The sequence below is a fragment of the Pseudomonas sp. L-22-4S-12 genome (assembly GCF_009799935.1).
GTDB lineage: Bacteria > Pseudomonadota > Gammaproteobacteria > Pseudomonadales > Pseudomonadaceae > Aquipseudomonas.
Window position 1 is genome coordinate 297,592 of sequence record NZ_WELL01000004.1, and the last position, 13,089, is coordinate 310,680.

The 13,089-nt window shown below is 67.2% G+C and carries 14 protein-coding genes; 10 read left to right on the forward strand and 4 right to left on the reverse strand.

The window, feature by feature from the left end; all coding sequences use genetic code 11:
- Positions 1-3 precede the first annotated feature (3 nt).
- Positions 4-567, forward strand: coding sequence for a nicotinamide riboside transporter PnuC (gene pnuC / locus F3I16_RS12660; RefSeq protein WP_160493947.1), 564 nt, complete (start codon positions 4-6; stop codon positions 565-567).
- Positions 564-1,085: an AAA family ATPase gene (locus F3I16_RS12665; RefSeq protein ID WP_160493948.1), complete on the forward strand. Its 522-nt coding sequence runs from the start codon at positions 564-566 to the stop codon at positions 1,083-1,085. Before pnuC ends, F3I16_RS12665 begins: the two co-directional genes overlap by 4 nt.
- 259 nt (positions 1,086-1,344) lie before the next feature.
- Here F3I16_RS12665 and F3I16_RS12670 read toward each other — a convergent pair whose 3' ends face one another.
- Positions 1,345-1,950, reverse strand: a complete 606-nt coding sequence (locus F3I16_RS12670; RefSeq protein ID WP_160493949.1) for a Crp/Fnr family transcriptional regulator — start codon at positions 1,948-1,950, stop codon at positions 1,345-1,347.
- Between the two features lie 232 nt (positions 1,951-2,182).
- On the opposite strand from F3I16_RS12670, the gene F3I16_RS12675 reads away from it, so the two are divergent.
- A complete protein-coding gene (locus tag F3I16_RS12675; protein ID WP_160493950.1) occupies positions 2,183-3,136 on the forward strand; it encodes a sterol desaturase family protein in 954 nt (317 codons plus the stop codon).
- On the opposite strand, the gene F3I16_RS12680 is transcribed toward F3I16_RS12675, so the two are convergent.
- A complete protein-coding gene (locus F3I16_RS12680) occupies positions 3,133-5,199 on the reverse strand; it encodes a multicopper oxidase family protein (protein ID WP_160493951.1) in 2,067 nt (688 codons plus the stop codon). The genes F3I16_RS12675 and F3I16_RS12680 overlap by 4 nt on opposite strands.
- 321 nt (positions 5,200-5,520) lie before the next feature.
- On the opposite strand from F3I16_RS12680, the gene F3I16_RS12685 reads away from it, so the two are divergent.
- The gene (locus F3I16_RS12685) at positions 5,521-6,180 is read left to right on the forward strand and encodes a potassium channel family protein (protein ID WP_160493952.1); all 660 of its coding nucleotides are present in this window, start codon (positions 5,521-5,523) and stop codon (positions 6,178-6,180) included.
- Positions 6,181-6,270: 90 nt separating this feature from the next.
- Here F3I16_RS12685 and F3I16_RS12690 read toward each other — a convergent pair whose 3' ends face one another.
- The gene (locus F3I16_RS12690; protein WP_160494038.1) at positions 6,271-6,795 is read right to left on the reverse strand and encodes a hypothetical protein; all 525 of its coding nucleotides are present in this window, start codon (positions 6,793-6,795) and stop codon (positions 6,271-6,273) included.
- Positions 6,796-7,039: 244 nt separating this feature from the next.
- Between F3I16_RS12690 and F3I16_RS12695 the strand changes: the two genes are divergently transcribed.
- Positions 7,040-8,371, forward strand: coding sequence for a sensor domain-containing diguanylate cyclase (locus tag F3I16_RS12695; protein ID WP_160493953.1), 1,332 nt, complete (start codon positions 7,040-7,042; stop codon positions 8,369-8,371).
- 21 nt (positions 8,372-8,392) lie between these two features.
- Here the strand turns inward: F3I16_RS12695 and F3I16_RS12700 are convergent, their stop codons facing one another.
- Positions 8,393-8,695, reverse strand: coding sequence for a DUF1883 domain-containing protein (locus F3I16_RS12700; RefSeq protein ID WP_160489576.1), 303 nt, complete (start codon positions 8,693-8,695; stop codon positions 8,393-8,395).
- A gap of 125 nt (positions 8,696-8,820) precedes the next feature.
- On the opposite strand from F3I16_RS12700, the gene F3I16_RS12705 reads away from it, so the two are divergent.
- From F3I16_RS12705 to F3I16_RS12725, 5 genes are all read left to right on the forward strand, one after another.
- The gene (locus tag F3I16_RS12705) at positions 8,821-9,294 is read left to right on the forward strand and encodes a DUF2846 domain-containing protein (protein WP_160493954.1); all 474 of its coding nucleotides are present in this window, start codon (positions 8,821-8,823) and stop codon (positions 9,292-9,294) included.
- A gap of 17 nt (positions 9,295-9,311) precedes the next feature.
- Positions 9,312-9,920, forward strand: a complete 609-nt coding sequence (locus F3I16_RS12710) for a hypothetical protein (protein ID WP_160493955.1) — start codon at positions 9,312-9,314, stop codon at positions 9,918-9,920.
- Positions 9,921-10,000: 80 nt separating this feature from the next.
- Entirely contained in the window at positions 10,001-11,044 is a 1,044-nt protein-coding gene (locus F3I16_RS12715; protein ID WP_160493956.1) for an RNA methyltransferase, read from the forward strand.
- A 75-nt stretch (positions 11,045-11,119) separates the two neighbouring features.
- A complete protein-coding gene (locus F3I16_RS12720; protein WP_160493957.1) occupies positions 11,120-11,581 on the forward strand; it encodes an isoprenylcysteine carboxylmethyltransferase family protein in 462 nt (153 codons plus the stop codon).
- 169 nt (positions 11,582-11,750) lie between these two features.
- Entirely contained in the window at positions 11,751-13,079 is a 1,329-nt protein-coding gene (locus tag F3I16_RS12725; RefSeq protein WP_160493958.1) for a leucine-rich repeat-containing protein kinase family protein, read from the forward strand.
- Positions 13,080-13,089 lie beyond the last annotated feature (10 nt).

A 13,089-nucleotide genomic window follows, 5' to 3' on the forward strand; every position in this document is an offset into this window, starting at 1 on the left:
ATCATGACCCCACTCGAACTCATCGCCTCCGCCCTGGGCATCACCTCCGTCTGGCTGACCGTGCGGCAGAACCCGCTGTGCTGGCCCATCGGCCTGGTGATGGTGCTGCTCTACGCCTGGTTCTTCCTCGACGCCCGCCTGTATTCGCTGGTGCTGCTGCACGGCGTGTTCGCCGCCATGCAGCTGTACGGCTGGTGGCAATGGAGCCAGGGCGTGGACGACAGCGGGCGGCGCCCGGTCAGCCAGGCCGGCGGCCAGGAGGTCAGCCTGGGTCTGGCAGCGGCCCTGTTTATCGGACTGGCATTGGGGCTGGCCATGCAGAGCTTCACCGAAGCCATCTATCCCTGGCCGGACGCCCTGCTCACCGCCTTCAGCCTGCTCGCCCAGCTGTGGATGGCGCTCAAGCGCTGGCAGTGCTGGATCCTGTGGATTCTGGTCGATGTGCTCTATGTCGGCTTCTTCGGCTTCCAGGGTTACTGGTTGACGGCCGGACTGTATGCCGCCTTCACCGCACTGGCGCTGCTCGGCCTGCGCGAATGGCGCGCCACGCGGCTGCAGACCGCATGAAAGTCGTGGTGCTCACCGGCCCCGAGTCGAGCGGCAAGACCTTTCTCGCCGCGCGTCTGCAGCGGCACTTCGGCGGTCTGCTGGTCGGCGAATATGTGCGCCACTTCATCGAGCAGGAGCGCCGCGACACCTGCCTCGCCGACATTCCGGCCATCGCCCGCGGCCAGCTGGCCTGGGAGGATGCCGCCCGTACCCGAGCGCCCGAGCTGCTGATCCTCGACACTCACCTGCTGAGCAATATGCTCTGGAGCCGCACCCTGTTCGGCGCCTGCCCGGACTGGCTCGAAGCAGAGCTGCTGCAGCGACATTACGACCTGCACCTGCTGCTCTCGCCGCAGGGCGTGGACTGGCACGACGACGGCCAGCGCTGCCAGCCGCAGCTGACCGAGCGTCAGCGCTTTCACCAGGAGTGCCGCGACTGGCTGCAGCGGCATGCACGCCCCTGGACCGAGGTCGGCGGCGACTGGCTGCAGCGCGAGGCTCAGGCCGTCGAACAGGTACGCCGACTGCTCGGCTAACCGGCTGTTGAATAACGACCTGCGCTGCTGATACCGCGCTAACAACGGCTACACGCGCCTAATGCCGATCAGTCCCTTTCCTGTATCAGGCATAGAGCGCTTTTTGTAGGAGCCAGCTTGCTGGCGATGTTTTGGCTTCGCTGATCGCCAGCAAGCTGGCTCCTACAGAGGCTCGAAGTCCTGGAGTCAAACGCTTTACTGATCGGCATTAGCCACACACGCCCCCTGGCAGCCATCCCGTTCGCTGCATCACGAGCTGTCAGCGGCGCCCCCGCACCAGTCCCATCCGCGCGCGAATGCGCGACAACGCCACATTGGTGATGCCCAGATAGCTCGCCACATGATGCAGCGGAATGCGCTCGGCCAGCTCGCCGCGCTGGTCGAGGAAGGCCCGGTAGCGGGCCTCCGCGTCCAGCAGCAGGAGCTCGGCCTCACGCTGGGCGCTCCGCGCCAGCACGGCGCGAATGGCATCGCTGAGCAGCTCCTGCACCAACGGCAGTTCGGCCTGCCACAGGCGCAGCTCGGCATAGCCCAGCTCCAGCACCTGGGTCGGCTCCAGGGCGAGGATATCCACCGGGCTGGTCGTGGCGAAGGGCGGCGTGCCCCAGCCGACCCAGCTGCCTTCGGCATGGAAGGCGGCATTGCGCTCGACGCCCTGCGCCGACAGGTGCGCCACCCGCACCAGGCCGCTGGCGACGAACCAGACCCGCTCGACCGCCTGGCCGGCCATGAGCAAGGGCTGGCCGGCCGCGTACTCGCGGCGTGGCAGGGTCTGCCAGCGCGCGGTCAGCTGCGGATGACGGTCCAGTTGACCCAGCAGGTGCGGCGCGCAGGCCAGGCAATCGTACAGAGAGGTGTCGGTCATAAACCCAGGTTAATGCAGCCGCAGGACGGGAGGCGAAAACTAGTGGCCTGTGCGGCTAATCCGTGCATTCAAGTTCGAGTGCCAGGGTTTGCCAGACAAGGCGCCGCGACGAGTCGTAGCAGGGCTACGGTGAGGAGCGGCAACGCAGTATGGCGAAGTCTGGCGCCGAAACTGAATATTTGAATTAGCCAAACAGGCCACTAACACCACCACACAATGGAAGACAGCCTCTATGAACACTCGCCCTCCGCTCAACTGGGCCCACCTTGGCGCCCTGCTGCTGGCGGCCGGCTGGGCCGCGCTGGCGCTGCAACTGAACTGGGGCAGCATGCCGCTGCTGCTCGGTGGCCTGCTGCTGGTGCTGGCCTGGTTCGCCTTCTGGGAATGGCGCTGGCCCTACCGCGAAGACTGGCGCGCGCAACCCGCGGATCGCCGCCGCGACGCCCTGTTCGCCATCGCCCTGCTGGGCGCCGACGCGCTGGCCGATCTGCTGATCCGTGGCCTGGTAATGCTGTTTAACGCCGATGCACAGGGCCCCGCCACGGGGCTAGCACTGTGGCTGGCGGTACCGGCCGCGGCCCTGCTCGGCGAGTTCGGCGACTACTGGCTGCACCGCCTCAAGCACCGTGGCGGCTGGTTGTGGCGCGTGCATTTCGTCCATCACCGGCCCGGCGCGCTGAATGTGACCAACAACTTCACCACCCACCCGCTGGACCTGCTGTTGCGCAAGACCGTGCATGTGCTGCCGCTCTGGCTGCTGGGCTTCGATCCGCTGGCCATAGCCCTGGCCGGGCTGTTCAGCCAGACCCAGTCGCTCGCCACCCACGCCAACAGCCGCGGCACCCTGGGCTGGTTGAACTACCTGATCGGCAGCGCCGAGCTGCACCGCTGGCATCACAGCGTCAACGTGGACGAGGCGCTCAACTTCGGCACCGCCCTGCCCCTGTGGGACCAGCTGTTCGGCACCTACCGCTGGCGCGGCGGCGAACCTGTTGTGCTGGGCGTAGCGGCCAGTGCCGAGCAGCCTGGCCAACACGATATTCGCGGCCTGCTCGGCTACCCGCTGGAGCCGCTACTGCCCAGCCTTTGCCGGGTAATGGGTCGACGTGCGTGCGAAGCGCCGGGAAGGCGGGTGATCGGCAGAACTGCAGCCGATCGCCCCCACTCCCAGGATTACCCGCCCTAACCCGGCTGCCCCGGCTGATGCGGTCCGATGCGGTACGGGCGCATCATCTCGTTGTCTTCGTGCTCGACAATATGGCAGTGCCAGACGAACTGGCCGGGCGTGTTGAACTGCGCGCGCAGGCGCGTGACCTGGCCGGGATAGGCGATGACGGTATCCTTGAAGCCAGTCTCCCAGGGCTCGGCCGGGGTCGGCACCGAGCCGGGGGCGAGTTGGACCGTCTCGGCCTGCTCGTCGACCACGATGTCCTGCCGATCGATGACTTCGAACACGACCTCATGAATGTGCATCGGGTGGGCATCACCGGTGGCGTTGTACAGCTCCCAGACCTCGGTCGCGCCGAGGGCCGGGTTCTCGCTGACCGGCTCCATCCACAGGCGCTTGTTCCAGGCGGCCGGGGCCTCGGCCGGATCGCCCGCCAGGGTGCCGAGCAACGCTTCGGCCGGCGCGTCGGCGAAGAAGGCCGACATTTCCTCGAGCAGTACCAGTCGGCGGGTAAAGGTTTCCGCCGGCAGCGGCGTGATCGCCGGCAACTGCAGGAACTGCGGCGGCGTGCTCGGATCGGCCGCCAGCGCCGGCACCACACGCAACTGCATGACCTGGCCGGTGGTGTCCGGGTCGGCCATATCGAAGTCGTCATCCGGTTCACCGCCGCTAAACGGCTCGTCCGGCCCGACATTGGCCAGCACGTAGTTGCCCGGCGGCACCTGGCTGAAGTCGACGATCAGGTCGGCCCGCTCCGCCAGGCCCATCAGCAGGCGGTTGCCGTGGTCGGCGCTGAGGTTCACCGGCGCGGCGAGGAAGCCGCCCTCGTTGCCGATCTGCCAGACCTCCACCCCGGGGATGGCATTGAAGTCGAGGATCAGGAAGCGCGACTGGCAGCCGTTCAGCACGCGCAGGCGGTAGCGCACCTGCTCGACGGTGTGGAAGGGCCAGGTAGTGCCGTTGACCATCAGCATGTTGCCGAAGAGCTCGGGATTCCACAGCGGCGAGATGTCGCTATCCGGAATGAAGGGGCCGGCGATGTCGTCGAAAAACGCGCGGGAATCCGGGTAGAACAGCGAGCCGTCGGCGTTGAAGGAGCGATCCTGGATCGCCACGGGGATCTCGTAATAGCTCTTGTTCGGTGGGAACTTGTCGTTCGCCTTGGGCGCCGGCCCCGGCAGCAGCGCCGAGGTGCCGGAACGCGTGTCGAGTACCGCAGCGTCGCCGGCCGGGCCACCACGGACCAGGTAGAAACCGGCCGGCCCGGCGTAGACGTTCAGACGGGTCATGCCCAGGGTGTGGTCGTGATACCAGAGGGTCGAGGCGCGGTTGCTGTTCGGGTACTGGAAGGTAGCGAAGCCCGGCCCCCAGGTCTCGCCGAACTTGGCCAGCGCCTTGCCGGCGAAGAATTCGTACCAGCCGCCTTCACGAGCGAAGTCCGCCGGGATGTTGCTGGCATCGGGCAGATACCAGGCCTCGGCGTAGCCGTCGCTCTCGTCGCCGACGCCGACTGCGCCGTGCACATGGGTGATCATCGGCACCGGCCCGGTGTAGGGCGCGGGCGTGCTACTGAAGGTCGGGCGTGTGTCGCGGCCGGCGCTGCTGCCGGGCGGGTTGGCCCAGTGCAGGGTCGGGTCGACGGGCAACAGGTGGGGCAGGAAGTTACCGGCGGCGTCCTTGAGCTCATTGACCCACTTCACCCGCACCGGGGTGTTCCAGGTGGCCTCGATGGTCAACGAGGGTGCATTGTGCAGCAGCAAGCCTCTCTTACTGCCGGCCGCCACGGCGCCATAACCCCAGACCGTAGTGGCGGGCAGGCCGGCGGGGAGTATCTGCTGGCTGAGCTGCCTGAGCGCAATCTCGTAATAATCGACCCGCTTGCCGCCCAACTGGGTGAACAGCGCCGCCTTGGGCATCACCGGCGGAATCAGCAAAGGCGTCTGGAACTTGGGCACCACGTCGGGATCGAGGGAGCCGCCGGGGATCTGGGCGATCGCCACCGGCACGCCGAAGCGGTTGACCGCGAACAGCGTAAGGACCGTGCCGCCGGTATATTTCAGGAATGTACGCCGTGTGAACATGATGCGAACCTCTATGCGTCAAATTGCCTGAACTGCCACTTGGACCGTCCATCAATTCGTCGAAGGCATCCACTTTCAGGTTGCACACGACACGCTGCCGCACAACGTTCCTTGTCTCCCTTGAGCCACCGCCGTACCTGAAGACCACCCGCATAAATGCGATGCTGTTCGAGAAATACTGCTGCATGGACCACAAATCAGCGCTGTGCGATCAATTCGCCAGCAATTGAAGCTTAGTTAGTCATTTCGCCACTATTTTTCCGCTGGTCGCCTCCGCACACGGCACTGCTTGGTTCTTGTAAACCTTCGTCAAGGAAACCCATGTCCCCCATCACCTACATCATCCGCCACCCATCCGCCGGCCTGCTGTTCGTCCAGCTGCTCGGCGTACTGCTCTACCCCTGGATGGAAGGCACCCAGATCGGCCGCGCGCTGTTCGGCGCCTTCGGCCTGGTGGTGCTGGGCCTGGCCCTGCATGTGGTCAAGCGCAGCCCAACCCAGACCTGGGTCGCCGTGTTGCTGGCCGTGCTGGTGCTGGGGCTGTCGTCACTCGACAGGCTGATGCCCAGCCCGCAGCTGGAATGGCTGATCGCCATCCTGGAGGCCGCGTTCTACTTCTATGCGGCAGCCAGCCTGATCGCCTATATGAATGCGGACCAGCACGCCACCACCGACGAGCTGTACGCGGTCGGCGCGACCTTCACCCTGCTGGCCTGGGCCTTCGCCCACCTCTTCACCTTCTGCCAGCTGCTGCTGCCCGGCAGCTTCGCCGCGATGGTCGAGCCGCAGGCGGCGCGGACCTGGATGGAGCTGCTGTTCCTCAGCTTCACCACCCTCTCCGGGGTCGGCCTGGGCGATATCGTGCCGCTGACGCCCATGGCCCGTTCGCTGGTGATGATCGAGGAATTCGTCGGGGTCATGTACCTGGCGCTGGTGGTGTCGCGCCTGATCGCCCTGTCGGTGACCAGGGCGCGCAGCTGAAGCCGCTCCCAGGCAACGATCCAAGTAAAAGGCCCGCCGGATGGCGGGCCTTGTCCATGGGCACCGGCACTTGGCCGGCGGGCGACAGCCTTACTGGCGGACGCTGAAGTCCTTGCCCCACAGGCGGATCGCGGTGATCCCTTCTACCGGCCCCTCGAAGACGAACTTCTGCCGCACCCCGACCTTCGCCGGAATGGTCACCTGGTCCGGGTTGTCCAGGCCGGCCAGCAGGGGGCTGGAGTAGCCGTCCTTGTCGATGACGATCAACGCACCGGTCTGGGTCAGGTTGATCAGGCGCAGTTGCTGGTCCGACTCGTTCTTGAAACCGAGGGTGGCAACCAGGTTGTCGCCATCGGGAGCGGTGCGCAGCAACTCGATCTCGACCTTGCCTTGCAGCTGCTCCAGAGCGGAAATGCTCTGCGCGCCATCGATGCCCTCGGCCCCCTCGCGCCCTTCGGTGACGCCTTCGGTCAGGCCGCCCATGAGGTTCTTGCCGGCCGTGATCGCCGTCGACATGGTGGACTTGGCCGAGTCGCGCAGCGTGCTCGACTCGCTGGCGGCTTCGTCGGCGAAGGCCGGCGCGATGCTGATGATGGAGGCCAGTACGGCAAACATCCCTGCTCGATGATTCATTTCCACTCCTTGAAAACCGGGTTAAGGGCCGAATGATCCTCCGCCAGCGCCGCCTGCCACAAGCCCCAAGGCGACGCACTGCACAACCCATCACAACGCATCGCGGGCATCCGCCGCCGACGGCCATGCAACCTGCCCCCTTCGGCGCCGGTGCGGCCAGCCGGCAAGCAGGCAACCGCAGCGCTTGGCGGTGCATAATGCCGGGCACCTTCTACCCTGATGCTTCATGCCCAGCCCGAATTCGATGCCCTTGCTTGCTCTCGCCCTCGCTGCCGCCCTGGCCCTGCTGACCCTTGCCGGCCTGACAGCCCGCCAGGCCCGGCGGGAAACCGCCCTGTACCGAGGCCTGCTCGACAGGCTGGGCGACGGCGTGGTGCTGCTCGATGCCCGCGGGCGGATTCGCCGGCTCAACCCGGCCGCCGCGCAGTTGCTCGGCCGGCCCGCCGACGAACTGCCCGGCACGCCCCTGGCCACCTGCCTGCCGCAGCTGCAAGCGCAACCGCTCTGCGGCCGGCAGCCGCACCAGGTCGTCAGTGCCGAGGGGCGCATGCTCACCCTGGAGACGCACCAGCAGCCCGGCACCGCCATAACCATCGTCCTGCTGCGGCCGCAGGTCGAAGCCGTGCGTTCGCAGGAGGACGCCGAGCGCTTCAAGCGCAGCCAGTACTTTGCCCGCATCGGCACCTGGGACTGGGACATCGACACCAACCGCCTGTACTGGTCCGACGCCATCTACGCCATGTTCGGCTACCGGGTTGGCGAGGTAACGCCCAGCTACGAGCTGTTCTGCCAGAGCGTGCATCCGGACGACCGCGCCCGGGTGCGCGCCGGCGAGCTGCGCTGCATCGAGACCGGCGAGAACCACGACGAGGAATACCGGGTGACCTGGCCGGACGGCAGCGTGCACTGGCTGCGCGAGACCGGCAACGTGGTCAAAGACGAGCGCGGCGTCGCCGTGAAGATGATGGGCGTGGTGCGCGATATCACCGAGGAAAAGGCCTGGGCCAGCCAGATGCACCAGCTGGCCCATCACGATCCGCTGACCGGCCTGCCCAACCGCCTGCTGTTCGAGGACCGCCTGCGCAGCGCCCTGGAGCGCGCCAGGCGCAGCGATACGCGGGTGGCGCTGGTGTTCATCGACCTCAACGGCTTCAAGGCGATCAACGATGCCCTCGGCCATGCCGCCGGCGACCAGGTACTGGTCGCCACCGCGCAGCGCCTGCAAGGCGCCCTGCGCGGGTCGGACAGCGTGGCGCGGCTAGGCGGCGACGAGTTCGTGGTGATTCTTGAAGGCCTGGCCCTGAATCGCGACCTCGACGAAGAAGCGCGGAGCATCGGCGAGAAGATCATCGCCGCCCTGGCAACCCCACTCAGCCTGGAGCATGGCCCGCAGCGCATCGGCGCCAGCCTGGGCATCGCCGTGTTCCCGGATCACGCACCGAGCATGGACCGGCTGATCCATCACGCCGACCTGGCCATGTACGCGGCCAAGCGCAGCGGCGAGAACCAGTACCGCCTGGCCGGCGCTACGCCGCAGCGCGCCGGCAGCAGACTTTGAACAGGTTCTGAGCGCGGGGCTTCAGCTCAGGTTAGAGCTGGAGCGGCGGACGATCTTGATTGAATGCTTCAGCGCCGGCTTGCGCGTCACGCTGATGGCGCGGCGGGTCACCGTATCGATGGTGATGTTCCAGAAGCCGCTGTTGGGCACGGTGATCTTCGCCGGGAACTTGTCGAACGCGCCGCCGTGGTAGGCATGGCGGCCGCCATTCTTGAAGCTGCGGAAGTTCGCATCGCTCATCAGGCGTATATTGCAGGGCTGCGAACACTCGATGACGACGATATCGTCCTCGTTCAGGTGTTCGCGCTGGTGAATGAATTTCATGGCCTGTTCCCACAGTATTTTTTCCGGGCGCGACCATAGCACAGGATGAATCGCCAGCTAACCTTAGAAGGCTTGCCGTCTGCCGGCCGGCCATCGCCCTCTGCCACCGGACAAGGATGCCCTGCATGCCCCATCGGCTATTACTGCTCCTGCCCCTGCTGCTCGCCGGTTGCAGCAGCCCCGCCTACTTCCAGGCCGTGCCACCCTCCAACCCGCAACACGCCATGCTCTACCTGTATCGCCCCGAAGCAAGCAACCCCGGGCTGATGCAGCCGCTGCGCTACGACTACCCGGAAGTATTCATCGACGAACAGAGCATCGGCACGCTGAAGTTCAACAGCCATCGGCATGTCGAACTGACGCCGGGCCAACACAGCATTCGCATCACCGGCCTGAGCCAGGCGGCCAGGTGGGAGCCGCGCGATATCCAGCAGAAGCTGACCCTCGCACCGGCACAGATCAAGTATCTGAAACTGGATGTGCAGTACAACCTGGATGAAATGATGCTCGGCCAACCCAAGCCGAGCTACACCATCTACCTGACGCCGATGCGCAGCGAAGATGCCGTCTACGAAATCCGCCATACCAAGCCCCAATAACCTGCAGGAGAACGTGCATGTCCACCCTCAATCATCTGGGCTTTGCCCTGCTCAGCGCCGCGCTGCTCACCGCCTGCAACACCCAGGCGCAGAACGAACCGCTGACCGGTAGCGCCAGCGCCACCCAGGTCACCATCGAAGGCGTACCCGGCGGAGTGACCACCCAGGTCGAGCAGGTCAGCGCCGTGGTCAGCGCCATCGACCCGGCCAAGCGCAGCTTCACCCTGGAGGATGCCCAGGGCCATCGACGCAGCTTCACCGCCGGTCCGGAAATGATCAACTTCCCGCAGCTGAAGGTCGGCGACAAGGTCAACGCCACCGTCGCCGTGGAACAGGTGGTGTACCTGCGTGAACCGGGCGCCGCCAGCGAAGATGGCGCCGCCGGGCTGGTCGCCGCGCCGCCGGCCGGTTCCAAGCCGGGCCTGCTGGTGGCCGATACCGTCGAGGTCACCGCCCTGGTCAAGGCCATCGACAGCAAGCGCCACACCGCCACCCTGGAGTTCGCCGACGGCACCCGCAAGACCGTGCAGGTGCGCCCGGACGTGCAGCTCAAGGACGAGTACCTCAACAGCCAGGTGGTGATTCGCCTGAGTTCGGCGCTGGCCATCCGCGTGGAACCCCAGTAACCGACTGCGCTCGGTGGGCCCCGCCCGCCGAGCCGGCCACGCTTCGCCGCTACCACGCACAGTGGTAGCATGCGCGCCCCATGCGCATCCCCGACATCCAGCAACGTCTCGCCGACCTCGGCGCCCTGCCTGCCCACAGCGGCCGGGTGGTGCGTGCCTGGCTGCAGGGCAAGCCGCTGAACACTGGCACCCGCCGCCAGCACAGCGACAACTTCCTGCCGCTTTCCGTGCGCGCCGGCCTGCCACAACTCAGCGATGACCTCGACAAGCTGGTGCGCCTGCGCTCCGAACACCCCGGCGCCGACGGTTCGGCGCGCCTGCTGGTGGAGCTGAATGACGGCCAGATGATCGAGAGCGTGCTGCTGCCGCGTGGCGGCCTGTGCGTGTCGAGCCAGGTCGGTTGCGCGGTCGGCTGCGTGTTCTGCCAGACCGGCAAGAGCGGCCTGCTGCGCCAGGTCGGCAGCGCCGAGATCGTCGCCCAGGTGGCCCTGGCGCGGCGCTTCCGCCCGGTAAAGAAGGTGGTGTTCATGGGCATGGGCGAGCCGGCACACAACCTCGACAACGTACTGGAAGCCATCGACCTGCTCGGCACCGAAGGCGGCATCGGCCACAAGAACCTGGTGTTTTCCACCGTTGGCGACCCACGGGTGTTCGAGCGCCTGCCGCAGCAGCGGATCAAGCCGGCCCTGGCCCTGTCGCTGCACACCACCGATGCCGAGCTGCGCCAGCAATTGCTGCCACGTGCGCCGCGCATCGACCCCGAGGAGCTGATGGAGCTGGGCGAGGCCTACGCCCGCGCCGTCGACTACCCGATCCAGTACCAGTGGACGCTGCTCAAGGGCATCAACGACAGCCAGGAGGAGATGGACGAGATCCTGCGCCTGTTCAAGGGCAAGTACGCGGTGCTCAACCTGATCCCCTACAACAGCCTGGAAGCCGACCAATTCCAGCGCCCCGACGGCGACCGCATCGTGCAGATCGTGCGCTACCTGCACAGCCGCGGCGTGCTGACCAAGGTGCGCAACAGCGCCGGCCAGGACATCGACGGCGGCTGCGGCCAGCTGCGTGCACGGGCTGCCGAACTGGTCGAGCGCAAACGCCAACAGCGCCATTCTACGGACTGAAACGGTTCCCGGACTTGCCAGCGGCGCTAGCGCCGTGCACCAATCGGCGCACATCCCCCGTCAGGAGCCGCGCCCATGTCCGCCCTCGAACTGAAGATCCCGCCGCCGCTGGTGCTGTTTGTCTGCGGCCTGCTCATGTGGCTGCCGGCCTATCTGCTGCCGGGCCTGAACCTCGAGCTGCCGGGGCGGCTGGCGCTGGCCGTGCTGCTGGTGATCTGCGGCCTGGGCGTGGCCGGTGCCGGAGTCCTGGCCTTTCGCCAGGCCAGCACCACCATCAACCCGACCCGGCCGAGCGCCACCAGCAGCATCGTCAGCAGCGGCGTGTACCGCTTCACCCGCAACCCCATGTACCTGGGCATGCTCCTGTGCCTGGGCGGCTGGGCGCTGTTCCTCGGCAACCCGCTCAGCCTGCTCGGCCTGCCCCTGTTCGTCGCCTACCTCAACCGCATGCAGATCGGCCCGGAAGAGCGCGCCCTCGGCGCCAAGTTCGGCGAGCCCTACGCGCAGTACCGCAGCCGCGTGCGCCGCTGGATCTGAGGGGCACCTGCCCCCGTAGGAGCGGCTTTAGCCGCGAAGCTGTTGCCGGCGCCTGAGGGTGTTCGCGGCTAAAGCTGCTCCTACTCGGCACAGCCCTGCTCCGCAACTGCCGGGCTTGCGGCAAAATGCTACCCTCTGCGCCCCTTTCCAGCCGCCCCTGCCGACTCGCATGCACACCCTCGAACAACTCCGCCGCGGCGAACTGGCCGGCATCACCCGCCTGGACCTGTCCGCCGAGCTGCGCGAATTCCCCCGGGAAATCTTCGACCTGGCCGACAGCCTGGAAGTGCTCAATCTCTCCGCCAACCAGCTCACCCGCCTGCCAGACGACTTGCCACGGCTGCACAGGCTCAAGGTGCTGTTCTGCTCGGATAACCCCTTCACCGAGCTGCCGGAAGTCCTCGGCGACTGCCCGCAGCTGGAGATGGTCGGCTTCAAGGCCAACCGCCTGCGCCACCTGCCCGCCGCCGCGCTGCCCAAGGCCCTGCGCTGGCTGATCCTCAGTGACAACCAGCTCGACCGGCTGCCGCAGGAGCTGGGCGACTGCCCGCGCCTGCAGAAGCTGATGCTGGCCGGCAACCAGCTCACCGGCCTGCCGGACAGCCTGGCCGCCTGCAGCAACCTGGAACTGCTGCGCATCGCCGCCAACCGCCTCGACGCCCTGCCCGACTGGCTGCTGCAGCTACCACGCCTGAGCTGGCTGGCCTTTGCCGGCAACCCCTTCAGCGACCGCGAGGAAACGCTGGCCCTGGCCCGCCATCCGCACCCGCCGATAGCGCGCACGCAGCTGGATCTCGGCGAGCTGCTCGGCCAGGGCGCCAGCGGCATGATCCACCGCGCCCAGTGGGCGCGCCCCGGCCAACCACCCCAGGCGATGGCGGCCAAGCTGTTCAAGGGCGCGCTGACCAGTGACGGCCTGCCCCGCAGCGAAATGGCCGCCTGCCTGGCCGCCGGCGCCCACCCCAACCTGATTCGCGTGGCCGGCCCGCTGGCCGAGCAGGCCGGCGCACCAGCGGGCCTGCTGCTGGAGCTGATCGAGCCGAGCTACCAGGTGCTGGCCGGTCCACCCTCGCTGGCCAGCTGCACCCGCGACCAGTACCCGGCCGAGCGCCGCTTTAGCCTCGCCGAAACCCTGCGTATCGCCCGCGGCGCCGCCGCAGCCGTGGCCCACCTGCATGCCCGGGGCATCCTGCATGGCGACCTGTATGCGCATAACCTGCTGGTCAATCCCCAGGGCGACTGCCTGCTCGGCGACTTCGGCGCCGCCTCCTTCTTCGCCGCGGACGGCCAGCAGGGCCGCGCCCTGCGCCAGCTGGATGCACGCGCCTTCGGCTGCCTGCTGGAAGAGCTGCTGCAACGTTGCGCGCCCGCCGACGGCGCCGCGCAGCAGGCCGCCCTGTGGCAGCTGCACGGCCAGTGCATGGCGCCCTGGAATGAACAGCGCCCGGACTTCGCCGAGATCGTGGCGCAGCTCGACAGCCCGCTGCTACGCGGCTGAAGCCGACGGC